Source organism: Nostoc sp. (assembly GCF_036917755.1).
Lineage (GTDB): Bacteria > Cyanobacteriota > Cyanobacteriia > Cyanobacteriales > Nostocaceae > Nostoc.
Genome location: NZ_JBALFC010000001.1, coordinates 87,290 through 112,193, shown reverse-complemented (window position 1 = coordinate 112,193; position 24,904 = coordinate 87,290). Strand labels below are relative to the sequence as shown.

At 43.7% G+C, this 24,904-nt stretch carries 27 protein-coding genes and 1 CRISPR repeat array; of the genes, 14 read left to right on the top strand and 13 right to left on the bottom strand.

Annotated elements, in window-relative coordinates; genetic code table 11:
* Positions 1–36 precede the first annotated feature (36 nt).
* The 4 genes from V7L05_RS34575 to V7L05_RS00570 form a co-directional block, all read right to left on the bottom strand.
* Complete coding sequence (locus V7L05_RS34575; RefSeq protein WP_442937820.1) at positions 37–276, bottom strand: HNH endonuclease; 240 nt, start codon at positions 274–276, stop codon at positions 37–39.
* Positions 266–451, bottom strand: a complete 186-nt coding sequence (locus tag V7L05_RS00580; RefSeq protein WP_335160809.1) for a hypothetical protein — start codon at positions 449–451, stop codon at positions 266–268. Before V7L05_RS00580 ends, V7L05_RS34575 begins: the two co-directional genes overlap by 11 nt.
* 391 nt (positions 452–842) lie before the next feature.
* On the bottom strand, positions 843–1,451 hold the full coding sequence (locus V7L05_RS00575) for a hypothetical protein (protein WP_335160807.1): 609 nt from the start codon (positions 1,449–1,451) through the stop codon (positions 843–845).
* Positions 1,452–1,695: 244 nt separating this feature from the next.
* On the bottom strand, positions 1,696–2,277 hold the full coding sequence (locus V7L05_RS00570) for a Uma2 family endonuclease (RefSeq protein WP_335160805.1): 582 nt from the start codon (positions 2,275–2,277) through the stop codon (positions 1,696–1,698).
* Positions 2,278–2,381: 104 nt separating this feature from the next.
* Between V7L05_RS00570 and bchD the strand changes: the two genes are divergently transcribed.
* Positions 2,382–4,415, top strand: coding sequence for a magnesium chelatase ATPase subunit D (bchD, locus tag V7L05_RS00565; protein WP_335160803.1), 2,034 nt, complete (start codon positions 2,382–2,384; stop codon positions 4,413–4,415).
* A 65-nt stretch (positions 4,416–4,480) separates the two neighbouring features.
* Here the strand turns inward: bchD and V7L05_RS00560 are convergent, their stop codons facing one another.
* Positions 4,481–5,266 carry an RNA polymerase sigma factor SigF gene (locus V7L05_RS00560; protein WP_334946783.1) on the bottom strand — a complete coding sequence of 262 codons (786 nt, stop codon included), beginning with the start codon at positions 5,264–5,266 and terminating at the stop codon, positions 4,481–4,483.
* A gap of 337 nt (positions 5,267–5,603) precedes the next feature.
* On the opposite strand from V7L05_RS00560, the gene V7L05_RS00555 reads away from it, so the two are divergent.
* The gene (locus V7L05_RS00555; protein ID WP_335160801.1) at positions 5,604–6,332 is read left to right on the top strand and encodes a Bax inhibitor-1/YccA family protein; all 729 of its coding nucleotides are present in this window, start codon (positions 5,604–5,606) and stop codon (positions 6,330–6,332) included.
* Between the two features lie 173 nt (positions 6,333–6,505).
* Here the strand turns inward: V7L05_RS00555 and V7L05_RS00550 are convergent, their stop codons facing one another.
* Positions 6,506–6,949 (bottom strand): VOC family protein, encoded by a 444-nt coding sequence (locus V7L05_RS00550; RefSeq protein ID WP_335160799.1) that lies wholly within the window; start codon positions 6,947–6,949, stop codon positions 6,506–6,508.
* Between the two features lie 59 nt (positions 6,950–7,008).
* Complete coding sequence (locus tag V7L05_RS00545; protein ID WP_442937050.1) at positions 7,009–7,518, bottom strand: TIGR02652 family protein; 510 nt, start codon at positions 7,516–7,518, stop codon at positions 7,009–7,011.
* A 243-nt stretch (positions 7,519–7,761) separates the two neighbouring features.
* Here V7L05_RS00545 and V7L05_RS00540 point away from each other — a divergent pair, with 243 nt between their 5' ends.
* Both V7L05_RS00540 and V7L05_RS00535 read left to right on the top strand, forming a co-directional pair.
* Positions 7,762–8,289 carry a gamma carbonic anhydrase family protein gene (locus tag V7L05_RS00540; RefSeq protein WP_335160795.1) on the top strand — a complete coding sequence of 176 codons (528 nt, stop codon included), beginning with the start codon at positions 7,762–7,764 and terminating at the stop codon, positions 8,287–8,289.
* 210 nt (positions 8,290–8,499) lie between these two features.
* Positions 8,500–8,628 carry a photosystem II protein Y gene (locus tag V7L05_RS00535; protein ID WP_334946793.1) on the top strand — a complete coding sequence of 43 codons (129 nt, stop codon included), beginning with the start codon at positions 8,500–8,502 and terminating at the stop codon, positions 8,626–8,628.
* A gap of 7 nt (positions 8,629–8,635) precedes the next feature.
* Here V7L05_RS00535 and V7L05_RS00530 read toward each other — a convergent pair whose 3' ends face one another.
* Positions 8,636–8,827, bottom strand: a complete 192-nt coding sequence (locus tag V7L05_RS00530) for a hypothetical protein (protein WP_335160792.1) — start codon at positions 8,825–8,827, stop codon at positions 8,636–8,638.
* A 125-nt stretch (positions 8,828–8,952) separates the two neighbouring features.
* Positions 8,953–9,078 carry a hypothetical protein gene (locus V7L05_RS00525; protein WP_335160918.1) on the bottom strand — a complete coding sequence of 42 codons (126 nt, stop codon included), beginning with the start codon at positions 9,076–9,078 and terminating at the stop codon, positions 8,953–8,955.
* On the opposite strand from V7L05_RS00525, the gene V7L05_RS00520 reads away from it, so the two are divergent.
* Positions 9,031–10,320 (top strand): bifunctional folylpolyglutamate synthase/dihydrofolate synthase, encoded by a 1,290-nt coding sequence (locus tag V7L05_RS00520; RefSeq protein ID WP_335160790.1) that lies wholly within the window; start codon positions 9,031–9,033, stop codon positions 10,318–10,320. The genes V7L05_RS00525 and V7L05_RS00520 overlap by 48 nt on opposite strands.
* Before the next feature lie 85 nt (positions 10,321–10,405).
* Here V7L05_RS00520 and V7L05_RS00515 read toward each other — a convergent pair whose 3' ends face one another.
* Entirely contained in the window at positions 10,406–11,704 is a 1,299-nt protein-coding gene (locus V7L05_RS00515; RefSeq protein ID WP_335160788.1) for an ABC transporter substrate-binding protein, read from the bottom strand.
* A 201-nt stretch (positions 11,705–11,905) separates the two neighbouring features.
* Between V7L05_RS00515 and pilM the strand changes: the two genes are divergently transcribed.
* The 6 genes from pilM to V7L05_RS00485 all read left to right on the top strand — a co-directional run bounded on the left by pilM (position 11,906) and on the right by V7L05_RS00485 (position 19,652).
* Positions 11,906–13,012: a type IV pilus biogenesis protein PilM gene (gene pilM / locus V7L05_RS00510; RefSeq protein WP_335160786.1), complete on the top strand. Its 1,107-nt coding sequence runs from the start codon at positions 11,906–11,908 to the stop codon at positions 13,010–13,012.
* Positions 13,013–13,016: 4 nt separating this feature from the next.
* Entirely contained in the window at positions 13,017–13,793 is a 777-nt protein-coding gene (locus V7L05_RS00505; RefSeq protein ID WP_335160784.1) for a PilN domain-containing protein, read from the top strand.
* Complete coding sequence (locus tag V7L05_RS00500; protein WP_335160782.1) at positions 13,790–14,593, top strand: pilus assembly protein PilO; 804 nt, start codon at positions 13,790–13,792, stop codon at positions 14,591–14,593. The genes V7L05_RS00505 and V7L05_RS00500 overlap by 4 nt, the downstream gene beginning before the upstream one ends.
* A 611-nt stretch (positions 14,594–15,204) precedes the next feature.
* Positions 15,205–17,538, top strand: coding sequence for an AMIN domain-containing protein (locus V7L05_RS00495; RefSeq protein ID WP_335160780.1), 2,334 nt, complete (start codon positions 15,205–15,207; stop codon positions 17,536–17,538).
* A gap of 454 nt (positions 17,539–17,992) precedes the next feature.
* Positions 17,993–19,465: a glycoside hydrolase family 13 protein gene (locus V7L05_RS00490; protein ID WP_335160778.1), complete on the top strand. Its 1,473-nt coding sequence runs from the start codon at positions 17,993–17,995 to the stop codon at positions 19,463–19,465.
* Positions 19,466–19,475: 10 nt separating this feature from the next.
* Positions 19,476–19,652, top strand: coding sequence for a histidine kinase (locus V7L05_RS00485; protein WP_335160776.1), 177 nt, complete (start codon positions 19,476–19,478; stop codon positions 19,650–19,652).
* Here the strand turns inward: V7L05_RS00485 and V7L05_RS00480 are convergent.
* A complete protein-coding gene (locus V7L05_RS00480; protein WP_335160774.1) occupies positions 19,609–20,028 on the bottom strand; it encodes a fasciclin domain-containing protein in 420 nt (139 codons plus the stop codon). The genes V7L05_RS00485 and V7L05_RS00480 overlap by 44 nt on opposite strands.
* 158 nt (positions 20,029–20,186) lie before the next feature.
* Between V7L05_RS00480 and V7L05_RS00475 the strand changes: the two genes are divergently transcribed.
* The 3 genes from V7L05_RS00475 to V7L05_RS00465 all read left to right on the top strand — a co-directional run bounded on the left by V7L05_RS00475 (position 20,187) and on the right by V7L05_RS00465 (position 22,065).
* Complete coding sequence (locus V7L05_RS00475) at positions 20,187–20,423, top strand: DNA-directed RNA polymerase subunit omega (protein ID WP_334832704.1); 237 nt, start codon at positions 20,187–20,189, stop codon at positions 20,421–20,423.
* Between the two features lie 102 nt (positions 20,424–20,525).
* Positions 20,526–21,173 (top strand): hypothetical protein, encoded by a 648-nt coding sequence (locus V7L05_RS00470; protein WP_335160772.1) that lies wholly within the window; start codon positions 20,526–20,528, stop codon positions 21,171–21,173.
* Between the two features lie 121 nt (positions 21,174–21,294).
* Positions 21,295–22,065, top strand: coding sequence for a hypothetical protein (locus V7L05_RS00465; protein ID WP_334946813.1), 771 nt, complete (start codon positions 21,295–21,297; stop codon positions 22,063–22,065).
* Positions 22,066–22,261: 196 nt separating this feature from the next.
* Here the strand turns inward: V7L05_RS00465 and V7L05_RS00460 are convergent, their stop codons facing one another.
* A complete protein-coding gene (locus tag V7L05_RS00460; protein WP_442937819.1) occupies positions 22,262–23,038 on the bottom strand; it encodes an ABC transporter ATP-binding protein in 777 nt (258 codons plus the stop codon).
* Positions 23,039–23,100: 62 nt separating this feature from the next.
* A CRISPR array of direct repeats spans positions 23,101–23,501; the repeat unit is 37 nt; unit sequence GTTTCAGTCCCCGTGAGGGGATTTGTTTTATAGAAAC.
* A gap of 401 nt (positions 23,502–23,902) precedes the next feature.
* Entirely contained in the window at positions 23,903–24,745 is an 843-nt protein-coding gene (locus V7L05_RS00455; protein ID WP_335160770.1) for a methyltransferase domain-containing protein, read from the bottom strand.
* Between the last annotated feature and the right edge of the window lie 159 nt (positions 24,746–24,904).

Here is a 24,904-nt window from a genome sequence, read left to right as displayed (position 1 = left end):
TACCCTAAAAGATAAGAAGCTAACAAAATTGAGGTGCTACCTAGAAACAGTTATCTTTATCTGGATAGGGGGATAAAGACTGTTTCCACGAGTGTTATTACACTGAAAACAAGAAAGTCGTAAGTTTTCAAAAGAATTAGAACCGCCATGAATCTTAGGTAAAAGGTGATCAAATGTCAGATTTTTTTGTGGCATATTTTGCCGACACCACCAACAGTAAGAACCATACAAATCAATGAGTTGCTGCTTCTTATTGCGCTTCTGTTTAGAATTCATTGAAAGCGACGGGAAACTCCATCCCCTTGTGGGTGGAGAGGGATAGTCGCCCCGTCGCTTGGGGCATTGGGCATTGGGCATTGGTAACTTCTTCCCCATGCCCCATCCCCCATTCCCCATGCCCAAAAACTCCACCCACAAGGGGATGGAGTTTTTTATTTTGTTGATTTTCCATTTTGCTTTTGTGTGCAACAGCATTGGAATATCACGCATCTAGCGTTAACAAATTTCTCTTGAGGGAAATTATCAAAAATGAATCTTCCTCTACAAATAAATTTGCTATCTATACTTGATTTTGGTCAATGTCTCAGGAGCAGAATTTCTGACTTTAGGAATTCTGCTCCTGAGACAACTACCAAAAACTTGCGATTATCTTAGCTGTCTTAAGTACACACTACCATAGCTAATACTGGATGTCAATATAGTTATTCATTAAGATTCCTAAAAGCCTAGATGCATAGCAGCTTGTCGTAAGACATCGCCCATATCCATAAATTTTAGGAATCATCTATGGTATTTTCTCAAAGCCACCATTTATTTAAAAAATATTTTAGTTAATAAATAATTTACGGTTTACTTTGCGCGATCGCACTATACAAAATACCTAGAATTTTCTTAATATCCTTAATATAATATTCACTCAAATCAATCGAAACTACATTACTTTCAAGTTTGAGAAATTGCCAGATCGTACCGATAGTAACAGCACCATATATAGCTTTGACTTGATTTCCTCCTCTCTCGTTAAATAACTGAGCAGCTACCATTTCGGCAATACATTGCGCTAAACCAGACCTTAAATTTTCATTTTTACTTTCTACTAGGACAACCACCGGACTACGTACAAGCAACTGCTCTGAAGAAAGACTCAAAATAAAATCACAAAAGCCGTTTAGTCCTCGTTGGCTATCAACAGTAAAATCAACTCCAGAAAAAAAGCTTATTTCATAATTAAATTTACGTCTAATTTCTAACAAAATTGGACTAATTATCATTTCGCTTCGAGCTTTTTCCGAACTTATCGCTACTGCTAAATCAACATTTTCCTTAAGAATAGTAGATAATAAATCACTACATTCTTGCTCTTGTATATTTGCAAATAGTCCAGATGACTCGTGGATAACTAACCCAAAAGAATCAATAACTTCAATAAGTTTAAAATCACTATAAGCCATAAAAATTAGTCCTTGATCCTAGAGGATGTTTGAAAAGTTCGGGCGACTAGAAGTCGCGGCTACACAGACAAAACCCACCTCCGTGGGTTAAGAAGCAATACAGTTCAGTTAAGCAATTTTTTCCTTCTCTTTCTGTGTCCTCTGCGCCTCTGTGGTTCGTAAAAAAAAAGAGTTTGTGTAGTTGCGTTCGCGTCAGCGTGCCAGAGGCTCTATTCTATTCGCCCAATACTTTTCAAACATCCTCTTATGACTTTGGCGGAAATACCCTAACTAAATCAAGAGATAAATCAGGGAAGCAAGGAAAAAATATTACCTGATTTGACAAGAAAATTCGCTTATTTAAATAACCATATTTACCTTGATTATCCTGATATGGCTCACTGTAAGCTTCCAAATAATTATCGAATAAATTAAATATCCAATAATCAGTAATATCTGCTTTAGCATAGAGAGGAATTTTCACATCTTGGTCATAGCCCAAAGAAGAATCTGAAACTTCCATCACCAATAACACATCAGCAGGTTGAGGATGACCAGAAAGATAATTATCATCTCGGTTTTGAAGAATAGCAAAATCCGGTTCAGGTTCGCTGTTAGGTGGCAAAGCAATCGGAGCTTGAGATTGCAAAGTTGCCCGATCAGCTACAAGTTTTGGAAGTTCCCGCAATAAGTTTCGCAAACAAGTTTCATGGGCTGTACCTTTGGATGCGATTTCAATAATTTCCCCATTGATTAATTCAATGTGGTTATCTTCATGGAAAAAGCCCAATTCAGTAAGCCTGTGGTATTCAGCTAGTGTGAAGCGTTTAGCTTGAGCAATACTCATAAATCTTCCTTCCAACGGTAAATGCGATCGCGTAACCGCACTTATATTCTAAATGTGTCAGAAATTGGTATGCTAAAGACCAAGACTCGCTATGAAAGCAAACCATGCCTGCGCCTACTATCAATCCCACGATCACTGCCTTTCCGTTGAGTGCCGTAGTCGGTCAAGAAGCAATTAAATTAGCCTTGCTGTTAGCCGCAGTTGATCCTGGTTTGGGAGGAGTGGCGATCGCAGGTCGTCGCGGTACGGCAAAATCTGTGATGGCTCGTGCTATCCACGCTCTACTACCGCCAATTGAAGTTGTCAAAGGCTCAATCAGCAATTGTGACCCCAACCACCCAGAAGAATGGGATGATCAACTTTTGGCGGAGTACGCAGACAAAGATATTCAAAATGTTCCTGTCGAAATAATTCCCGCGCCTTTTTTGCAAATTCCTCTAGGTATCACAGAAGACCGACTCCTCGGTTCTGTGGATGTGGAAAAGTCGGTAAAAGAAGGTGATACCATTTTTCAGCCCGGTTTACTCGCTACAGCAAACCGAGGCGTGTTGTATGTAGATGAAATAAATCTATTAGATGACCAAATATCAAATCAGCTTCTAACAGTATTATCTGAGGGACGCAACCAAATTGAACGGGAAGGGATTAGTTTTCAGCATCCCTGTAAATCCTTATTTATTGCCACCTACAACCCAGAAGAAGGCGGATTACGGGAGCATTTACTAGATAGAATTGCGATCGCACTCTCTGCTGATGGTGTACTCGGCTTAGATCAAAGAGTAGAAGCAGTAGAAGTTGCGATCGCCTATTCTAAATCTCCCCAAGAGTTCCTCAAACAGTACAACGAAGACTTAGACTCCCTCAAAACCCAAATCATCTTGGCACGGGAATGGTTGAAAGAAGTAATCATCACTCATGAACAAATTGCTTACTTAGTAGATGAGGCCATTCGCGGCGGAGTTCAGGGACATCGCGCCGAGTTATTCGCCACGCGAGTTGCCAAAGCTGCGGCGGCTTTGGAGGGACGAACAACAGTAAATGCCGAAGATTTGCGCCGTGCTGTCGAACTGGTGATTGTTCCACGCGCCACAATTGTGCAGACACCGCCACCAGAACAATCACCACCACCGCCTCCACCCCCACCACAGAATCAAGAAGAACCCCAGGACGAATCAGAAGAGGAAGAGCAAGAAGAACAAGAAGAACAGGAAGAAAATCAAGAGCAAGAACCCCCTAGCATCCCCGAAGAATTCATTTTTGATCCAGAAGGGGTAATTCTTGATGACAGCGTGCTTTACTTCACTCAAATGGCGAAGCGGCAAGGTAAATCTGGTAGTCGCAGTGTCATCTTTTCCGATGACAGGGGACGCTACATTAAGCCAATGTTGCCCAAGGGGAAAGCGCGACGCATTGCAGTAGATGCCACCCTGAGAGCTGCGGCTCCTTATCAAAAAGCCCGAAGAGAAAGACACCCAGATAGAAAAGTTATTGTCGAACAGGCAGACATTCGCTCGAAACGCCTGGTACGCAAAGCCGGGGCGTTGGTAGTATTTGTGGTAGATGCTTCTGGCTCAATGGCCTTGAATCGAATGCAATCAGCTAAAGGTGCGGTGATGCAACTGTTGACAGAAGCTTATCAAAACCGCGACCAAATAGCATTGATTCCCTTCCGGGGAGAACAGGCGGAGGTGTTATTGCCTCCAACACGTTCCATTGCCTTGGCGCGTAATCGCTTGGAAAGGTTGCCCTGTGGTGGCGGTTCGCCCTTAGCACATGGTTTAACCCAAGCTGTGCGCGTCGGCTTAAATGCCCAGATGAGCGGAGATATTGGGCAAGTTGTGCTTGTAGCGATTACCGATGGGCGGGGTAATATTTCCTTAGCGCGTTCTTTAGGTGAACAACTAGAACCAGGAGAAAAGCCAGATATCAAAGGAGAATTATTAGAAATTGCTGCCAGAATCCGGGCTTTGGGGATGCAACTATTAGTAATTGATACGGAAAGTAAATTTGTGTCCACGGGCTTTGCTAAGGAATTATCGCAAACAGCAGGCGGTAAATATTATCATTTACCGAAAGCGACAGATCAAGCTATTGCTGCTATGACCAGAGGTGCGATCGCTGATTTAAAATCTCGATAATTTAGTCATTAGTCATTAGTCATTGGTCATTAGTCATCGGATTTTTGACTCAGTATGACTACGATCTACGATCCAGTGGGCATTACCTGTGGTTGCAAATAGTAAATCAAATCTTGGATTCCCTTTTGCAGATACCGCGTTACCGTCATTGGACTAGTGCCAATATTTTTAGCAGCATCCTTGCGAGAAAGTTCCTTCAAAAATACCATTTCAACTGCCATGCGAGGCTTGTCTTCTAACATATTTATTGCGCCTTGGAGTTGTTGTCGTTCTTCTTCTTCTTGCAGAAGCAGATGAGAACGAGGACAAGGAAGTGCCTCACCCAAGGTTATTTGGCAATCAACATAGTTAAGTGCGGTCGCATCTAAACTTAAAGGCATACGGTTTTGAGCAGCTAACTTGGTTTCTTGCCATTCTTGCAGAGATACTTGAAGTTCCTTGGCGATTTCAGCATCTTTGGGAAGGCGACCTAAAGACATTGCCAAGTCCTTGCGAATCTTTTGTCCTTCATTGTACAGTTCTTGCCAACGACGGGGAATTCTTAATAGAGTACTGCGATCGCGCAAAAAGTGCAGCATCTCACCACGAATATATGGTACAGCAAAGGAACTAAAAGCATATCCTTGGCTAGGGTCGAAGCGCTCAATTGCCCTAATCAAACCAAAATAACCGATTTGTTCTAAATCTTCATAAGGTTCATTACATTGATGGCTGAATTTATGAGCCATCTTCCGCACTAAGCCAGTATGTAACTGTACAAGTTTATTACGAAGTTTAATAGAAGGATTCTGGTGGTACAAGTGTAATAATTCTATACCATCAATTCGTAAAGAGGACTCACTTGTTGCCATATACATTCCCTTGTTGTAACTCCTATTCCTAAGAAAGTGGAGCTGCGTATATTTTCTTTTAAGCTGTCATTATTTTCCCTAGTCAAGGCGGAATAAGCCATCGTCGTTTCACTGAACTTATCAGAGGTCGGACTCTACAAATCAGTATTTATACGCATGATTTTGCTAACCTCTCTGTTGCAGGTTATTTTTGATTTTTAGATGGGAATTTCAACCTTGCATAATCTTTTTTGTTTAGTTGTCTTCTAACTTGCGTAACCCCTTCCTGGTTTCTTCCCCTAAATCTTGGTAAGAATAGGAATAAGCAGAACGTTTTCCTAAAAAACAGTTTTTCAATATGAGCAATACCAGTAATTTTCGTGAAGCTATGCGTGAGGCTAAATCTCACGCCCTCGTTGGCCCAAATGTGATTGCCAATGCCCTCCCCTACGTTGGTGGTGGATTGGTGCTAACGGCATTAGGAACCTACGGCGGTTTGGGAGTTATCCGTACTAATCCCGGAATATTTTTTCCCACCTTCATTGGTGCGGTGATTTTGGAGTTAATTTTGTTCTTTGTTGCCCAAAATGTTGCCCAAAAAGGTAACAAGGGACTTGCACTACCCTTGTTGGCAACCTACAGCCTGTTGTCTGGATATACTCTCAGTGGCTTGATATTTGTCGCTTTGAGATCCCAAGGTGTTGGCATTCAAGGCATTGGGTTGGCTGCTCTTGGTTGTGGCATCACTTTTATCTTCGCCCGTCAAATTGGTTCAAATCTCTCTGAACAAGACGGCATGGCTTTGACGAAAACCATCAATCTTGGCGTCATTGCTTTGGTGGTTGTGTGTCTAGCCCAATTCGGGTTTGCCATGTTTGGTGTTTACACGCCAAATTGGTTAGAAATTGCCATCTCCGGTTTGGGGGTGTTTCTATTTGTTGGGGTTTCTGTTGTCGATTTCTACATCTTGCCCCGCACTTACAGCGATGACGAATATCTGCCTGCTGCTTTATCGATGTACCTCACTTACATCAACTTGTTCGTCTTTATCTTGCGGTTGCTAATTTCCCTAAATGGCCGCAATTAATTGTCTGTAGGCACTAACAAAAGTAAACTTTTATAAAGTAAAAACCGTGGTTAAATTTTCAGCAACCACGGTTTTTTTCATTTGTTTAATAGTAGAAACTGTTCAATATCATGAGGAATTGACTGTTTTATATATTTAACCTACGGCTGATCTGGACGCTTAAAAAAGCTAAGTTATGGGAGTTTTCCTAAAACCCGAATGAATTCCAGAGGTAAGCCATCAGTATCGGCGATGAAAGCCACTTCGTAAATGCGATCGCCTATTTGCTGTTGTGTCGGTTCTAAAAGTACCTTCAAAGGTTGTAATTCTTCTGCTTGACTCTCAGCCGCCAGCAATACACGTTCTTGTAAACTTGTCAACCAGCTAGGTAAATCTGGTGTAATCTCAGTTAAATCGAACGAGAGATGATAATATCCCACATAATGTTCGTCAGCAAACGCATCTGGGGCTGGTTTTGGTTCGGGAATTTGGATAAGTTCAATTCTGCCGCCCAATCCTTCCATCCAGCAAGCTAGGGTGTAGCCTGTAGTAAAGCGTTCCGAAATTGTAAACCCTAAATGTTCGTAGAAAGCGATCGCTCGATGAATATTCGCAGTCCGAATCGAAGCGTGGTGCATAATTAGTCATTAGTCATTAGTCATTAGTCATTAGTCAAATGACCAATGACTAATAACCATTACTCAAACAACCTGAAATAAGGGTAGCGTACAGGGACGCCAGGTTCTTTTTCCAAGTCAAAATTAATCACTTCCCAACAGGGATCTTCTGAGGTATCAGGGCTAAACTCTACGGGTAAGCCATACAAACGCGCAGCAGTAGCTTCTGGTTGTCCAGAACGCCAAGGTGTACTGCGTTCTAAGTAGCCACTCATCAATTCCTGATAGCGTCGAGCAATAATCACTTTTGTTGCTCGATAGCCTTGGGTATACAGCTTGTCTAATGCTTCGTGAATTTCAAAGCGAATACCATCGGGATGAGTATGCTGTCTATACCATTCATTATTCCACCTCCGCCAATGACGCCCCGATTGCAAATGGATTAACTCTCCATTTTTAGGATTAACTTCAAAGGCGCCATGACGCGGACACAAATAGGTATCTGTCAGTGTCAGCGCCGGAATAGTCTGGCGACAATGGGGACACTGTATTTCAGGCCCAAACATCGGGTACTGCAAACCTGGATTCATCATGAAGTGCGTACAAACATAATTTTGTCTTCACCAGCACTAGTGGGTTGGATTATACACTTCGGCTCAACCACTTTGGGTTACTTGCTCACTGCTGCATAGACACGGAGTTGCGGCAGGAACATTGTTTACTAGTGTTTTCCTCCGCGTAGAGGCTTGATGGTGTGATATCCTGGTTGTGCAACCAGCCTTAAAGGTTGGAGTTTCTCCAGTGTTCCTGGGTATCATACTTCATATTCTATCGTGTCTACCGCTTCTTACTGGACATCTCCCGATTTTTCTCAAGCTGCCTTCATCGCAGCCAATGCTGTTGTTATGGGTTCAGTAAATATAGCAGCAGGGGTGAGCATTTGGTATGGAGCAGTGGTTAGAGGAGATGTTGAACGCATTGAAATTGGCGAATGCACAAATATTCAAGATGGGGCAATTCTACATGGTGATCCTGATTTTCCAACAATTTTAGAAGATCATGTTACCGTAGGACATCGCGCTGTGGTACATTCCGCTTACATTGAGCGTGGAAGTTTGATTGGCATTGGCGCGGTGATTTTAGACGGGGTACGAGTGGGCGCTGGTAGCATTATTGGTGCTGGCGCAGTGGTAACTAAAAATATACCGCCTCTGTCCCTAGTTGTCGGCATTCCTGGCAAAGTGTTACGAAAAGTAACAGACGTTGAAGCCGCAGAACTGATTGAACACGCTAAACGTTACCAAAAGCTAGCTTTAGTTCATGCTGGTAAGGGTACTGATATCGGCTTTAGCAAGTCTTAGGGAGTGGGGAGAAATCAATTCAAAATTCAAAATTCAAAATTCAAAATTGTTCGCGCAGCGTCTCCTAGAGAAGAAAAGACTGGGGGAGATGTAGTTATAATGTAAATATTCTTTACATATTGGGTGGGAAAAATTGCCCACTTCAGCTAACAATAAAAATGAGAGCAGTTGGCAAAACTTTAATTTGTACTTAAAAGAGGGGTTCTAGATATGGATTCTATCGATTTCCGTATAGCAATCGTTTTAGCACCAGTAGCCATTGCTGCTAGCTGGGCAGTGTTTAATATTGGCGCTGCGGCTTTAAGACAAGTTCAAGGCTTTTTGGATAGAGAAGCTTAAATACGGCTCAATAATATCGATCTTCAACCGACTGTTTCTCTTCACAGAGGCAGTCGGTTTTATTCATAATGATTAATTTAATGGGGCATAGGGCATTGGGCAATTCAATTTTGGATTTTGGTGAAGCAGCGCGGGAACAGGGGGTTTCCACGCCACTTGCTTTATGCAGGCGTTCCCCTCCACCGCAGTGGCTCCCCATGAGTGACTGCACCAAGCCGTACCCTTTCCTACGGGACGCCAGGGGCGAACGGGATCTTGCTACGCGCAGCGTCTCCCCTTGGGAGAAGGGATTGACGATTTTGGATTAAATTTCAATTCTTTAATCTAAAATCTAAAATCTAAAATTCTTACTCCCTCATCTCCCTCATCTCCCTCATCTCCCTCATCTCCCCACTCCCTTCCTTGAATATCGATTCTGTAATACAACCCCTGCAACGCTTTGGTGTGCATCTAGGACTCGATCGCATTGTCAATCTATTGGCAAATCTCGGCAATCCCCATCACCAAGTCCCGGTAATTCACGTTGCTGGTACTAATGGTAAAGGTTCAGTCTGTGCTTATCTTTCCTCAGTACTTACTGAGGCTGGTTATCGTACAGGACGCTACACTTCCCCCCATTTAGTTGATTGGACGGAACGTATTTGTCTGAATGAACAGCCAATTTCCTCTGAGGAATTGAGCCAATTATTAGAAAAAGTCCAAGGGGCTATTCATGCTGAGGACGAATCGGCAACCCAGTTTGAAGTAATTACGGCGGCTGCTTGGTTATATTTTGCCCAGCAGCAAGTCGATGTAGCTGTGGTAGAAGTCGGATTGGGAGGGCGCTTAGATGCTACCAATGTCTGTTTGGAACCCCTGGTTACGATCATCACTTCCATCAGCCGGGAACATTGGCAGCAACTTGGCCCTACCGTCGCTGACATTGCTAGAGAAAAAGCAGGTATTCTCAAACCTGGATGTCCCGTTGTGGTTGGGACATTGCCACCAGAGGCAGAGAAAGTGGTGCGATCGCGTGCTTTAGAATTAAAATGCCCCATTTTTACGCCTCAACCCGCCCGTGAAATCTCTACAGGATGGGCAGAATATGAAACACTTCAAAATTCAAAATTAATTAAATATCCTTTACCGTTAGCGGGACAGATTCAATTAACTAATTCAGCTTTGGCTTTAGCTGCTTTAGAAATTCTTCAACAACAGGGTTGGCAGATTTCTGAAGAAACCATAATTAACGGTATGGCAAAAACTAAATGGCCGGGGCGGATGCAATGGACTACTTGGAAAAACCATAAATTATTACTTGATGGCGCTCATAATACAGCCGCCGCCCAAGTTCTTCGCCAGTATGTCGATAGCTTAGACGCAGTTAAGCACAAGCCTGTTAATTGGATTATGGGAATGTTTTCCGATAAGGATCATACTGATATTTTTACCGCTTTACTACGACCAGGCGATCGCCTTTTTTTAGTACCAATACCAGTAGAACCTTGGCCGGGTAGAACTTCTGCTAATCTACACGAATTATCAAACCTAGCTTATGGCATTTGTCCCCAATTAAGCGATCGCCAAATACATCCAGATTTATTCACAGCACTAGAAGCCGCAACCTCAACACCCACCACAGACGATTTAATCGTTTTGTGTGGTTCTCTTTATTTAGTAGGCGATTTTTTACAAAAAGGGAGTAGGGAGTAGGGAATAGGGAGTAGGGAGTAGGTAATAGGGAATATTAATATTCACCACTCCCCACTCCCCACTCACCACTCCCCACTCCCCTAATTTATCTTTGATCCCACTCCTGCGCCGCATCCTCTACAGCTTTATCTACAGTCTTCTGGTCTAACATTGCTGCTTGCAAGTTCTCGTACACTGCCTTTTGCAGTTTGTTGAAATCCTTCAAAGTAGGGGTTAATATTTCTGCTTGTGGTAGTTCTTTAGCACTCATAACTCGCGCTTTTTCTATTGTTGAAGCATTGGCTGGAACATCTTTAAAGTAACTATCAGACAATGCTTTGACTGTTGAAGGTAGGACATTTGCAGCTTTAGCAAAAGCTAACTGATTTTCGTCATTGGTGACAAATAAAGCAAATTTTACAGCGCCGTCTGGTTGTTTAGTGTCGCGGGGAATGACTATGTTCATCACCGCGACATTTTTTTTGCCTGTGTTACCAGTGAGTTGAGGTGCTATTCCCGAAGCTTGAGCAATTTTTGGGGCATTATTAGCGATCGTTTTCAGAAACTCTGGCCCAGAAGCTAGAAACGCAGTCTCTCCAGATTGGTATAAATCGATCGCGTGGCGATGTCCTTGCGTCAAAGCTTCTTTAGGAAGCAACCCTTTTTTATACAAGTCCACCCAATACTGAAACGCTGCTTTACCTTGTGACGAATTAAACGCCGCTTTCCCATCAGCATTTATTAAAGTGACGCCCATTTGCACGAAAGATTCCAGCACTTCCCCGGAATCTTGCGGTACGAAAGTCACAAAAAAGGCATATTTCCCCGTCTTATCTTTAATTTGTTGGGCTGCTTGTGCCAATTCTGCGTAGGTTGCGGGTGGTTTATTGATACCGGCCTGTTTTAATAAATCGGTGTTATAAATAGTTAACCTTGTGGTGAGATACCAAGGAATCCCAAAACTCTTGCCATTGAGCGTACTTGCTTTCCAGATATTCGGTAGATAGGAGGAACGTACATCATTTGGGACTTTCGCATCTAAATCTAACCAGGCATTTCGTCCGGCAAGTTGGGAAGCGAAACCCGGATTGAGGTTAACTACATCAGGTGGCGTTTTTGCGGAGACAGCTGTTAATATTTTGTTCTCCATCGCCGCCCAAGGTACATCAACCCAGTTAACCTTTATACCTGGATTTTGTGATTCAAAATTCGCAATTAGGCTTTTGAAGTAGTCGGTAAATTGAGGTTGGAGTTGCATTGTCCAAAACTCAACAGTTGCCGCTCCTGAAGTAGCCTGTTTTGTACTTGTACCAACATTACCTGTGCTGCAACTTACAATCCAACTGATTAATAAGCCAAGTAGTGCCAAAGCACCAAGTTGTTTAAATTTTCGTAATTGAATCATTTTCCCAGTATTTTTACGCTTGCTCAGTGTGAAAAGCTTAGGCAGAATTGTCGAGATTATCGGCTAAATAAATTACTTAGCACAAAATCCATCTTTTAGTATCATTTAAATTTTCAATTTAGCAGTCCAGCGGGCACAACTGTGGTAAAAAGCTTCACTAGTCTGTTTGACAAATCGAATAAAGGGGCCGGCATTGAACTTGTGGTCAAAAAGTTCAATGGTCTGTTTGGCAAAGCGAATAAAGGGGTTGGCATTGAACTTGCTCCCGAACGGGTAAATGTAGTTCAGTTACGTAAGCAGGGTCAAGGCTTGAAACTAGAAACCTTTACATCGGTAGCAGTTCCAGAAGGCATAGTTATCGATGGTCAAATCAGCGACCCCGCAACAATGGCCCAATTAATCCAGCAGGCGCTAGCTGAGAGCAAAATTAAAACTTCTCGGGTTGCCACTGCTGTACCGGGGCGAGATTCCATTGTTCGGATAATACCCATGCCAACGGAGTTAGATGACAAAGAACTACGAGAAATGGTGCTAAACCATGAAGCAGGTTTGTATTTACCCTATCCTCGTGAAGAAGCTGATGTAGATTATCAGAAACTTGACTACTTTGTAGATGAGGATGGCATTGAAAAAGTACACGTACTCCTAGTTGCCACCCGCAAGGAGATAACGGATACCTATATAGATACATTCGAGCAGGCAGGATTACAACTCGATGTTTTAGAAATTAACAGTTTTGCTCTGATTCGGACTATTCGTGAGCAACTGCGACAATTTGGGCCGCAAGAAGCAGCAGTACTAGTTGATATCGAGTTCGATAGTACAGAAATCGCCATCATTGTTAACGGAGTGCCGCAATTTTCGCGCACAGTCCCAATCGGGACTTATCAAATGCAAACTGCCTTAGCAAGGACAATGAGCTTACCCACGTCACGAGATATGGATCTGTTATATGCAATGATTATTCCCCCAACTCCTATAGACGGTGGCAAAACCGGTGTTACCGAACTCGATCCTGGTATGGCAGCCATATTGAGAGTATTGGGAGAACTAACAGATGAACTGCGCCGTTCCATCGATTTTTATCTCAATCAAAGTGACAATTTGGAGGTAGCACAGATTTTATTAGCTGGTCCAGGAGGTGGACTCCAACAGCTAGATGAATTTTTTACCCAACGATTGAGCTTGCCAACTACCCAAATAGATCCAATCGGGGCTTTGTCTTTGGAAGTTGACATTGATAAATATCCACAGGTACAACGCTCTGGCTTGGCGATTGTACTTGGTCTAGGAATGCGGGAGGTGTAATAGAATGTACAGCCTAGATGTTAATTTTCTTAAAGACCGGCCAGCATACCAGGGAAATACTGAGAAAAAGAGAGGAAAAGCCCTAAAGTTTCCGGCGGGTAATTTAATACCAGTGTATGTGGGAGTTGGACTAGGTATAGGTCTTCCAGTTTTACTGGGAATTAGTTGGTGGTTTTTGCAAGGGAAGATTGTGGAATTACAGGGGACAGCAGCACAATTAGACCAAGAAAGCAAGAGGTTAGATACAGAAATCGGAAATATCACCAAAATCAAAACCGAGACGATCGCAGTTAAAGGAGAAACCCAAGCTTTAGTGAGTGTCTTTGATCAGATTCGGCCTTGGTCAGCAATGCTGCAAGATTTGCGCGATCGCACCCCCGCAGCAGTGCAAATCGAAACAATCAAGCAAATCCCACCCGTTGCGGTAGTGGCAGGTCAGCCACCAAACAATCCCGCCGGGGGATTGGAAATTACCGGAATGGCTCGTACCTTTAACGATGTCAATGATTTCTTATTGAGTTTACAACAGTCTCTGTTCTTAAAGCCCACAGAAAGCAGAATTGTGACGGCAACATTAGTAGATGCTCCCTTAACGCCAGGTGCGGGTCAACCGACTACTGGTGTAATAATTAAGCCACCCCAAGTAGTGAAATACACTATTCAATCGACCATGAGCGATGTTCCAGCTTCTTCATTAATCCAGGAGTTGGAAAAAAAAGGCACAGTGGGGTTAGTGACTCGAATTCGTAGTATGCAACAAACAGGAGTCATTCCAAAATGACGCTGAGTGATGATTTAAATTTTGCTGAACATGGTGGGGAATTCGGGCAGGAAACGCCAGAGTCACCGGTGATATTTGGTATTGCTTTCACACCAAAAATTATTGGGATTTTGGTGGGGGTAATTGGTTTAGCGGGAGCAGGTTATATATTTTTAAACCTGCTGATGCCAGCTTTGGAAAGCTATCAGCAGCAGCAAGCCAAAAACTCCGAACTGCAAGCGCAAGTTGACCAGAAAAAAGCCAGTATTAAACAGATTGATCAAGTTAAAGACGAGCTAGCGCAGGCAAAGCAGCAAAATGTTCAGGTTTTAGGTTTATTTGCTAACGAAAAAACCTTGGATACATTGCTGTTGGATATCAACCGCTTGATTGATTCTGGCAATACTCCAACTTCTCTTAATACAGTGAAAGCCAAACTGAAGAAGTTTGCGCCACTTTCCCCAAAACCAGAACCGATTATCGATGGAAGTCTAGGACTACTGGTTAATGGCAAGCTGCAACGCAGCAATATCAGTGCCGAAATTACAGGAACTTATGAACAAACACAATCGATAATTCGTAACATTGAGCGTTTGCAGCCTTTGTTAATAATTAAAGATTATCAAGTAACTTTGGCTCCAGTAGAGTCAAGAAACCCATTAGATAAAACGCCGATGCCAGTGGGACCAGCAGCGATTAATACATCATTCCAATTACAGGTATTGATGCCACTTAGTCCAGAAGAAATAGCCGCAGCAGCAGCTAAAGCTGCCCCAGTTGCCCCAGCTGCACCAGTTGCCCCGGTTGTCCCGAAAAAGTAATAGTGAACAGTCCTAAGTGTCAACTTAGGCCTTAGCGAATCGAATCAGACTGTTGGCAAACAAGTAAGGAGTTAAACTCCCCAGCCCTAAAACCTCGCCTAGAGCGTTACTTTCCCGCCCTGCAATAAATTGCGGGCTAATAGCTAAAGTACGTTGAAACGCACTGAAATTAAAGAAATTAAGATGGATTGGGGCTGATGGGTTAGGGACTGTTTTCAAACTCGAAGATCCCCCCTAACCCCCCTCTTAAAAAGGGAGGAAAAGAAACTCTAAAAGCCCCCCAATTTATCGGGGGGTTGGGGGGATCTCCAAAGACTCAGGTGCTTCAAGAAAGGTTTGAAAACACGCCCTAGACTCCCGATCAATTCGCTAACAGTCTCATAGAATTCGCAGCTACACAGGCTTAGTCCGCCTCCGCGGACTAAGGAAAAAATGAGGGTTTGAAACCCAGGTCGGTGGGTAAAGCTTCGTGTAGACGAGCCAGTGCGTTGGACGGGTTTTCCGGCTTGAAGCAACTGGCGTGCGGTTTCTAACCGCCGATTTAACATTAAGCGAATAGAATTCGCTCAAAATTGTTTGTAAACAAGGTTTTATAGTGTGAGGAATGAAGTGTGAAACAGCTTCACGGTAATAGTTTTATATTGGGTGCTACCGCTTTTGTATTTTTGGCAGCTCAACCAGTTTGGGCACAAATTAGTCAAATTACTGATGTAAAGTTAAATCCAGTTGATGGTGGAATTAAGGTTGTTTTGAAAACTTCTTCAGGGTCACGCCCCCAAGTTTTCACGACAAAAAGAGGCAAGGCTTTAGTCGCAGATATTATCAATACTCAATTACGATTACCACAAGGTAAGAGTTTTCGTCAAGATAGCCCAGCACCAGGAATTGCGTCTGTGGAGGTTAGTCAGCTTGATGCCAATAGCATCCGGGTGATGGTAACTGGCAGCAATGACACACCTAGCAGTCAACCTGTGGTGCGATCGCTAAATGGAATTACACTCAGTTTTAGCCCATCCGCAGGCACTACAGTATCAGTCCCAAGGCCAACAGCGCTAACATCCACAGCACCGCCTGCTACTACTCCAATCCAAGCTGGTGAAAAGCCAGGTGTTCTCGTTCCCAATCCGCAAATCACCATTGACGGACAACCTGCACAAGCTGCTGGGCCAGGTCAACCGGTGAGTCAGGGTCCACCTTTCTTACCTAGAGCGATCGCCCCACCAGTGGGAGATATTGCCATCTCTAATACTGATGCTTCTCCTAGCACCATTGACTTAGGAACTCAGGAACGCGTACCCCGCCTAGTACTGCGAGATGCACCGGTGCGTGAGGTTTTGTCATTGCTTGCGCGTGCTGCTGGTTTGAACTTGGCTTATATCGAAGGTCAGCAAGCTGCTGCTGGACAAGCAACCTCTCAAACAATCTCTTTAGATATAGAAAACGAGCCAGTGCAAGATGTGTTTAACTACGTTTTGCGCTTGAGTGGTTTAGAAGCTAATCGCAGTGGTCGGACAGTTTTTGTCGGAGTTAAACTACCGAATGCGACCCGTGACATGGTTATGCGTAGCCTGCGACTTAATCAAGTAACAGTGGGAGTCGCCCTGAACTTTTTGGTCGCCTTGGGCGCAGAAAGTGCGGTTAGCCGCGAACGACAAGTTACCAGCGTTAATGCTGTGCCTGTTGGGGCTGGAGCTACTCCTATCACCCAAACTCAGACGACGACGGAAACCAGAGTTGAAACTCAACGCGTTAGTTTTACAGACTCTAGCCCATTACTGAGAGGTTTACAGGTATTAGGAGAAGAACGCACCAATGCCATTACCTTAATTGGCGCTCCCCGGCTAGTTGAGATGGCGATCGCTCAACTAACTCAGCTTGATATCCGCCGTCGTCAAGTGGTAGTTAACGTCAAGATTATCGATGTTAATCTCAATAACACCCAAGACTACAACACTAGCTTTTCTTTTGGGATTGGCAACAACTACTTTAGCAATGATGGTGGTGCCGCATCTCTGAATTTTGGCGGTTCAAGGCCAGTTACTAGTGCTGAAGCAAGAAGTAGTGTGACTAGTACACCTACAGCCACTAATCCACTTAGTGCCACAAATATTTTTGTTAGTCCAACAGCTACTGCTGGCGCAAGCTCTAATCCACTACAACCAGGTATCACAGCATTTACACCTGGAACAAGTACAACTTCAATTGTGCCAACTGCGATTGATCCTAATACTGGTTTAGCGACTCAGTTTCAGCAGCAAACCACGATCACCCCTGCAACAACCACATACGGCTTGCCAAGTTTGTACCAGTTTCCCAAACGTCTTCTCACTAGCTTGCAAGCTCAAGTGACAAATGGCAATGCCAAGATTTTGACAGACCCAACCTTAATTGTACAAGAAGGTCAGCAGGCTCTTATCAACCTGACCCAGGAAGTGGTGGGAAACATAACCCTCAATATAACGGATAATGCTGGTGGCGCCAGGACAGAAAGAAAAATTGAGAAGCAAAACGTTGGCTTAACCTTGAGTGTGAAAATTGAGCGGATTGATGATAATGGTTTCGTTTCTCTATCGGTTGCTCCTACTGTCAGCGCTCCTTCAGGCACAACAGATACAGGAAATGGAACTATTACTTTAGTGTCTCAGCGCTCCCTTACTTCTGGCTTAATTCGTTTACGAGATGGTCAAACGCTCATTCTCTCAGGCATCATTCAAGACCAAGACCGGACAAATATCTCTAAGATTCCTATTTTGGGCGATCTTCCCCTTATTGGTGCGCTGTTTAGAAGTACAAACAGATCCAACCAGCGCAATGAGGTAATTGTGTTGCTCACACCTCAAATCATGGATGACTCTCAGAACTCCTCCTACGGCTATAACTACAACCCCAGCCCAGAAGTGCGGCAAATCCTTGAGCGTCGAGGCTTGAAGCTTCCTAGCAGGTAATAAAGATAATCGGTAGGTGAGTCACCGAATTTTAGATTTTAAATTTTGGATTTTGGATTGAAGATTCAAAATCCAAAATTGTGTGACAGATTTTCTATCTTGACATCCTCCCCGCCGTGAACGGTCGGGGATTCCTAAGAGGATGTTTGAAAAGTATTTTTCGTAACATCAAAGCCTCAGAAACCTAACCCCCCTAGCCCCCCTTCCCTACGAGGGAATGCGGGTTTCAAAGCCTCTCTCCGCTTCGGGGAGAGGTTTGGAGAGGGGTTTCAAGTATACTTTACGACTTTTCAAACATCCTCTAAGACTCACTACGATACCTCTAATAGAAACACAAATCAATCAAAGCTGTGCTAGAAGCACGGGGTTTTAAACCCATTTTTCTATCAGAAGTAAGAGCCATAAAGAAGCTAATATTTGCAACGATCGCTTCTGAAGGTACAAAAAGTTATTCATGCAAATTCAAACACCAGACTGGGTAAAGCACGCTGTTTTCTACCAAATTTTTCCAGACCGCTTTGCCAGAAGCAAAAAGCCACGCAAACGGCTGTTGCACGAAGCCCGTTGGGAAGATTGGGAAGCTATGCCCACACTTCAAGGTTATAAAGGCGGCGATTTGTGGGGCATCATGGAGCAATTAGACTACATCCAGGATTTGGGGATTAACGCGATTTACTTTACACCCATTTTTCAATCCGCCAGCAATCATCGCTATCATACCCACGATTATTACCAAGTTGACCCGATGTTAGGGGGCAACGAGGCTTTTAAGGAATTGCTCGATGCAGCCCATGAACGGAATATCAAAGTTGTTCTGGATGGAGTGTTTAACCATTCCAGTCGGGGCTTTTTCTTTTTCCATGATGTTTTAGAGAATGGCCCCTATTCGCCTTGGGTAAATTGGTTCAAAATAGAAGGCTGGCCTCTTTCACCATACAATGGGGAATTTCCTGCCAACTACGGGGGTTGGGTGGGAAATCGTGCCTTACCAGAATTTAACCACGATAATCCAGAAGTGCGAGAATACATTATGGAAATTGCCGAATATTGGCTTAAATTCGGCATCGACGGTTGGCGATTGGATGTACCATTTGAAATAAAAACTCCTGGCTTTTGGCAGGAATTTCGCGATCGCGTTAAAGCAGTCAATCCCGAAGCTTACATTGTCGGCGAAGTCTGGGGAGATTCTCGCCAGTGGCTAGATGGGACGCAATTTGACGGCGTGATGAATTATCTATTTGCTGGGCCGACAATTGCCTTTGCAGCTGGCGATCGCGTAGTCTTAGAACAAGTCCAAAGCCGCGACTATCAACCCTACCCACCCTTATTTGCCGCCGAGTACGCCACCAAAATCCAAGAAGTACTGCAACTTTACCCTTGGGAAATTCAGCTAACTCAACTCAATTTGCTCGCAAGTCACGATACAGCCCGATTGATGACGATTGCCGGCGGTGATATACCCAGTATAGAGTTATCAACTCTACTGCTACTCACCTTTCCCGGTGCTTCCAGCATCTACTATGGTGATGAAGTTGGCTTACCTGGAGGAATAGACCCAGACTCACGTCGTGGTTTTCCTTTAGAGACTAACTGGAATCAAGAAATTTTCAATACTCACCGCCAATTAATTGCCCTCCGCCACACTTACCCAGCCTTGCGTACAGGTGATTACCAAGTCCTCCAAGCTCAAGGACAACTTTATATCTTTGCGCGAACTTTAGGGACAGAGGAATTGATAATTGCCGTCAACGCTGGCACAAGTTCGGCAACAGCGAATCTAGATATCGCCAGTTTGCGTACTCAACCTCACAAGCTGTTATATGGCAATGCTGAGGTTGAGTGGAATGGTGAAGGGGAAACTCAGCAGTTGTCATTGAGTCTTTCCTCTCGCAGTGGCTGCATTCTGGGAGTGGGGAGTGGGGAGTAGGGAGTAGGGAGTGGGGGATGAGGGGGATGAGGGGGATGGGGATGAGGAGGATGAGGGGGATGAGGAGAATAACCAATGCCCCATGCCCCATGCCCAATGCCCAATGCCCAATGCCCAATGCCCAATGCCCCATGCCCCATGCATTAACTTCCCGCCACCACTCCAGGCATCAACACCGCATCAATAATATGGATCACGCCATTGTCTGCCAAAATGTCTGTTTTGAGGACATTGGCGTTATTCACCTTAAATTTCCCATCAGCAGATTCAATGGCTACAATAGACCCCTCAAGCGTCTCTGCCTCATTAATCTGTACCAAATCATCAGAGCGAACATCCCCACTAGCGATGTGATACGCCACAATTTTTTTGAGCTTGGGGATGTCTTGTAGTAGCGAATCTAAAGTTCCCTCTGGGAGATTGGCAAAGGCTTCGTCAGTCGGTGCAAAGAGTGTGAAAGAGCCAGGGCTTTTCAGAATTTCTATGAGATTTGCAGCTTCAGCAGCCTTCACCAGGGTAGTGAAGTTTCCCGCTTTCACAGCAGTTTCCAGAAGGTCAGCCATAAGGGTATGTGATTTTAGTCAGGTAATATTATCAGTAACTTATATTGATTAAAACACTCTCAACCTCTATCAAGAGAGAGGTTGCTGGCGATTAAACAGATAGCAGCAGATTTATTAAGTACTGCTACACTGGGGAATGACCCCAAGAACCACTGATTATGCTAAAGCGTTCTAAGTTCGAGACAACTCAATCTCAGATTATGCTCCGTGCTGAGGAACTGATTGGTGCAGCCTCAAATCGCTACCGCATTACGGTTCAGGTGGCAAATCGTGCTAAACGTCGGCGTTATGAGGACTTTGAAAATAACGAAGATGTGATGATGAAGCCAGTGCTAAGGGCAATTATCGAAATGTCTGATGAATTGACTCAGCCAGAAATTATTGGGGAACTATAAAAATAGTGCTGAGTTGAGAGTGCTGTTAGCGGATAGCTAGGGTTTAGCCGATGCTGAATGAAAAAGCAGTGTGATAGCACTCTCATTTGCAAATATCGTTCTATGAAAAAGAAAAAACTTCTACCTAGATCAATCCTCTTAAAACTCGCAACTCATTACTCACCACTACTGCTTACCTTAATGGTAGTGGGTGTAATTCCTTTGGGTTCAGGGGCGGGCAAATTAATACATACAAATTTATTTAGTATCCAACCTGCGATCGCAGCGCCAACGCCAAGGCTATATGCTCAGAGAATCACTCCTAGCGATGTTTGGGAGTTAGTATATCAGCAATTGCCAGATTTACCACGAGAAAATAAGTATATCAGCAAAGAAAATGGCAAAGTTGCCGAAAACAACACCCTGGTAAATCGCCTGATTAGATATCACATTTATACCAAAGGGCGCGCCCCAATTTATCGCTTGGATTGGAAGCTGACTTTAGCTGATTACCTGGGTGCAAACGAAATTATGTATGATAATAGCTATCCAGGAAATGATTCATTACGGGAAAATCCGATCGAAGGCGATCGCAAAGCCATCAGCCATCTTACCCGCAGCCAGCGAAATGCCCTAGTACAAGTCTTAGTCAATATATTTAATCCGCCTTCCCAAAAAACCCCATCTCCTAGCCCCAACACCACACCCAATCCGACTACATCCACTCCCCCACAGCCACCCCAACGAGGCGGTGCCGAATTACTCAGGTAAGGAGATAATTTTGACTCCTATCGAGTCTAAAGCTTATTTTCAGAATAGTCGGAAATCGGGACTTCTCTGGGTGTAAGATTATACGAAGTTGAATAGCGAGAAACAGTTGAAATAGCGCCTTATGTCAATTATTGCGCTCAGAGCGTGGTATCTCCAGGATTACGAGCCGATTCCAGAATTGGAAAAACGTCCGCCAGACATTCGCTTAAGCAAAAAAAGCCTGCTGAAATCAGCATTGCGAGCAGACTTTTTAGAAGAAAGTGACGAAGTTAAGGAATCAACTTGGTTTGGACGCTATCTGGAAGGGGAAAATATTGAATTTTATATTGAAGGTAGTGGTGGCTATTGCGTCGCTAACATTGACTTAATTAGTCATGAAATTTATTTCGTCAAGCAGGCGGTATTGGCTCAGTTAGAACCAACGATTTTTTTATCCTCTCAAACTGAGTATGCCGCAGCGACGAATGTTCTCAGAGAAGAACTGCGAAAAAGTTTGGACAGTTTAAATTTGCGATCGCGCCTTCCCCTAACATTAGTAGAATCCTCTCGTCCCAGTGGTGCTACTGTCCGAATTAACCGCACGATCATGCGAAAAATCCGTAAGAGTTTGTTATTTATAGCTGACACCACACCGATTGCTAATATTGATGGTAAAGAAACTCCTCAACTAATTCCCAGTCCGAATGTCTGTATTGAGATTGGCTATGCCATCCAAAGTAAGCGGTCTGAACAGATTCTATTAGCGCAAATGCAACGCCCAGATTTTGAAGGGCAATTTCCCTTCGACTTACCCACACAACAAATTTTGCAATTCCAAGACACCACAGAACTGAATAAAATCCTCACAGGAACCATTGAAAACCAGCTAGCACGATTCAAATTGTTTTTTTGAGCAACATACAGCAGATTTCAAGAAAAGTGAAGTACACAAGTTAACTCAATACGGTTCGGATAAGGTTTTTTGATGACACGCCGCTAATCGCAAAGACGCGATAAATCGCCGTCTTTACAATAATCAGTCCTTTGTAGAGACGGCGATTTATCGCGTCTCTTACCTTAACGTGTTTTAATTCGGAATTCTTCTTCAATTAAAGCGCAGAAATGGCACAAACCTGCAATCCGACAGGTGTCTGAATAATCACTGATTCTACGCCGAAGACTTGAGCGATCGCATTTGGTGTCAGAACTTGTTCAGGTGTACCAACTTCCCAAATCCGACCCTGTTTTAATAATGCAATGCGGGAGCTATACCGGGCTGCTAAATTCAGTTCGTGTAAAACTGTGACAATAGTTAATTTCTGCTGCTGATTCAGTTCTTTAAGCAGTTCCAATAGTTGCAATTGATAGTTGATATCTAAAAAAGTTGTAGGTTCATCTAATAATAAAACTTTTGGTTCTTGCGCTAATGCTAAAGCTAAAAAAGCCCGTTGTCTTTCACCGCCTGAGAGTTGTTCGATTAAGCGATCGCTTAATTTTTCTAGTTGCGTCTTTTTAATTGCAGCTTCCACTTTTATCCAATCTTGGGCGTTTAATTCCCATTGCCACCAAGGTTGATGTGGCGTGCGTCCTAAACTTACTAATTGTCGCACTGTTAAGCCAACGGGAACTGTTTGTTGTTGCGGTAATAATGCCAGTTTCTGTGCAACTAGATTTGGCGGTTGAGAGTGAATTGCTTTGCCATCAAGTAGCACTGTTCCCTGCTGTGGGGAGAGAATACGACTCAACAATTTGAGTAAAGTAGATTTACCTGAACCATTAGCACCAACTAAACTCAACCATTCTCCTGTTTGCAGAGTGAGGTTAATATCTTGAACAATTGCTAGTGAGGTATAACCGCCTGTGAGGTTTTGCAGTTCGAGTGGCATTTGCTGAAATTTTTGGTTAATAGAAACGTTTTTCCAGTCAATCAAAACGAGTGAAGATGGTAGTTTCAGTCCCCGTGAGGGGATTTGTTTTATAGAAACCTTTCCAGTACTGCCTTTGCATGGGCATCTTTTAGGTTTCAGTCCCCGTGAGGGGATTTGTTTTATAGAAACATTGTATTTTACGGATAATTCTGTTACTATCTCTTGTTTCAGTCCCCGTGAGGGGATTTGTTTTATAGAAACTTAGCAAAGACCCCATCAGCAGGCAAAGATACTGGGAGTTTCAGTCCCCGTGAGGGGATTTGTTTTATAGAAACCTGAGTAAGTCTAATCGAATGCCCTTTATCTCTAAGAGTTTCAGTCCCCGTGAGGGGATTTGTTTTATAGAAACTCATAAGAACCACTAGAGCAGTAGCATCTTACGATGTTTCAGTCCCCGTGAGGGGATTTGTTTTATAGAAACCGCTCCATACTGAAACCGTTACAGAGCAAGCCTCCTGGGAATGGTTTTGGCAGATCGAAAATTTTGGTCATTTTCAGGCTGCCTTATTGCAAATATTTTGCAACTTCCCGCATTTACGAAACGCTGTAGTTATTGATTTGTCAAGGTTCTGGCGATTTTGGCAGATCCCCCAGGGTTTTAGCCCCCGCTTCGACTTGCCAAACATCAAGCTGATACACCAATCATAAAACTATTGTTTGCTTTTGTCGAGGAATTTCCGAACTGTTTTTAGGCTAGAGAGCCACCGTACCTACAGGTCGGGGTTGCTGACCAATTCCTGTAATCGGCGTATGTTCTCAGGCTTGACCGTTGCGTATTTTTTTCTAGCTGAAGTTGACACGCATCAGCAATGCTGTGCTAGCCTACTTATTGCCGGACAACAAGCCAAACCGAATTAACCCACGCTGATAACCGCGACGCATTAATCCCAGTGACAATGCCCCTTGAATGGTAGCCCAACCAGCATTTAGTAAGCCCCAAAACGCTTGGGGAGTGAATGCGGAATCAATCACCACATTCCAAAAGGGGGCTACGGCAGTTGACCAATCAGCAGTGCGGATATTATGTAATGGTAGTTGATGTGCGATCGCTTCATATTCCGGCAAAGAAATCACATAAGGCAAACAATACACCCGATAAATATCCTGCAAGTGCTTTTGTTCATCCGCCGTTAATGGTGACTCATCAGTTGGTCGATGACACCATGTCACCATAATTAACTTCCCACCAGGCTTCAATACTCGGTAGCACTCCTGGAGAAACTTCTTTTTATCTGGCATGTGTTCACCGCTTTCTAGCGACCAAACCAAGTCAAAAGAATTATCAGCAAAAGGCATTGCTTGAGCATTGGCAACTTGGAACTGTGTTCTCAGGCTTAAATTAGCCTCCAAAGCGCGTTCCGTTGCTCTAGCGGCTTGTACAGGACTCAATGTAATCCCTGTAGCCTGGGCATTAAACTTTTGTGCGAGGTATAAAGAACTGCCGCCAATGCCACAACCTACATCTAGGATATTTTCTGCTGCTTGTACCCCTGCCCAATTGAGCAGTTCTTCAATTAAATCAATTTGAGCCTGACGGCGGTCTTTTTTCTGGGTACCATCCGCGCCATAGTAGCCGTGGTGCATGTGTTCGCCCCAAATCTGTTCCCACAGACCAGAGGAGGCATCGTAAAATTGCTGAATTTGCTCGTAAAGTGTTGCACTCATGAAAAAAGTAGTATTGCGACGAAGTAGAATTCAAAAAAACATACAGATATAGGCTACCATGTGTATTTTTAATTAAAAATCAGGCTTGGTGAGAACAAGGAGCTTAAGCTCCCTATTCTATGCAACCTCACAGGTAATTGGTATAAGTTGCACATCGCG

Excerpts from the sequence above, each read along its gene's own strand:
- V7L05_RS00580 (WP_335160809.1), bottom strand. The coding sequence starts at position 451 with ATGGAAAATCAACAAAATAAAAAACTCCATCCCCTTGTGGGTGGAGTT.
- V7L05_RS00545 (WP_442937050.1), bottom strand. The coding sequence starts at position 7,518 with ATGAATCCAGGTTTGCAGTACCCGATGTTTGGGCCTGAAATACAGTGT.
- V7L05_RS00530 (WP_335160792.1), bottom strand. The coding sequence starts at position 8,827 with ATGGGGAGCCACTGCGGTGGAGGGGAACGCCTGCATAAAGCAAGTGGC.
- V7L05_RS00575 (WP_335160807.1), bottom strand. The coding sequence starts at position 1,451 with ATGGCTTATAGTGATTTTAAACTTATTGAAGTTATTGATTCTTTTGGG.
- V7L05_RS00460 (WP_442937819.1), bottom strand. The coding sequence starts at position 23,038 with ATGCCACTCGAACTGCAAAACCTCACAGGCGGTTATACCTCACTAGCA.
- V7L05_RS00455 (WP_335160770.1), bottom strand. The coding sequence starts at position 24,745 with ATGAGTGCAACACTTTACGAGCAAATTCAGCAATTTTACGATGCCTCC.
- V7L05_RS00535 (WP_334946793.1), top strand. The coding sequence starts at position 8,500 with ATGGATTCTATCGATTTCCGTATAGCAATCGTTTTAGCACCAGTAGCC.
- V7L05_RS34575 (WP_442937820.1), bottom strand. The coding sequence starts at position 276 with ATGAATTCTAAACAGAAGCGCAATAAGAAGCAGCAACTCATTGATTTG.
- V7L05_RS00480 (WP_335160774.1), bottom strand. The coding sequence starts at position 20,028 with ATGGCTGACCTTCTGGAAACTGCTGTGAAAGCGGGAAACTTCACTACC.
- V7L05_RS00550 (WP_335160799.1), bottom strand. The coding sequence starts at position 6,949 with ATGCACCACGCTTCGATTCGGACTGCGAATATTCATCGAGCGATCGCT.
- V7L05_RS00505 (WP_335160784.1), top strand. The coding sequence starts at position 13,017 with ATGTACAGCCTAGATGTTAATTTTCTTAAAGACCGGCCAGCATACCAG.
- bchD (WP_335160803.1), top strand. The coding sequence starts at position 2,382 with ATGCCTGCGCCTACTATCAATCCCACGATCACTGCCTTTCCGTTGAGT.
- V7L05_RS00560 (WP_334946783.1), bottom strand. The coding sequence starts at position 5,266 with ATGGCAACAAGTGAGTCCTCTTTACGAATTGATGGTATAGAATTATTA.
- V7L05_RS00515 (WP_335160788.1), bottom strand. The coding sequence starts at position 11,704 with ATGATTCAATTACGAAAATTTAAACAACTTGGTGCTTTGGCACTACTT.
- V7L05_RS00470 (WP_335160772.1), top strand. The coding sequence starts at position 20,526 with ATGAAAAAGAAAAAACTTCTACCTAGATCAATCCTCTTAAAACTCGCA.
- V7L05_RS00555 (WP_335160801.1), top strand. The coding sequence starts at position 5,604 with ATGAGCAATACCAGTAATTTTCGTGAAGCTATGCGTGAGGCTAAATCT.
- V7L05_RS00490 (WP_335160778.1), top strand. The coding sequence starts at position 17,993 with ATGCAAATTCAAACACCAGACTGGGTAAAGCACGCTGTTTTCTACCAA.
- V7L05_RS00465 (WP_334946813.1), top strand. The coding sequence starts at position 21,295 with ATGTCAATTATTGCGCTCAGAGCGTGGTATCTCCAGGATTACGAGCCG.
- V7L05_RS00500 (WP_335160782.1), top strand. The coding sequence starts at position 13,790 with ATGACGCTGAGTGATGATTTAAATTTTGCTGAACATGGTGGGGAATTC.
- V7L05_RS00475 (WP_334832704.1), top strand. The coding sequence starts at position 20,187 with ATGCTAAAGCGTTCTAAGTTCGAGACAACTCAATCTCAGATTATGCTC.
- V7L05_RS00570 (WP_335160805.1), bottom strand. The coding sequence starts at position 2,277 with ATGAGTATTGCTCAAGCTAAACGCTTCACACTAGCTGAATACCACAGG.
- V7L05_RS00525 (WP_335160918.1), bottom strand. The coding sequence starts at position 9,078 with ATGCACACCAAAGCGTTGCAGGGGTTGTATTACAGAATCGATATTCAA.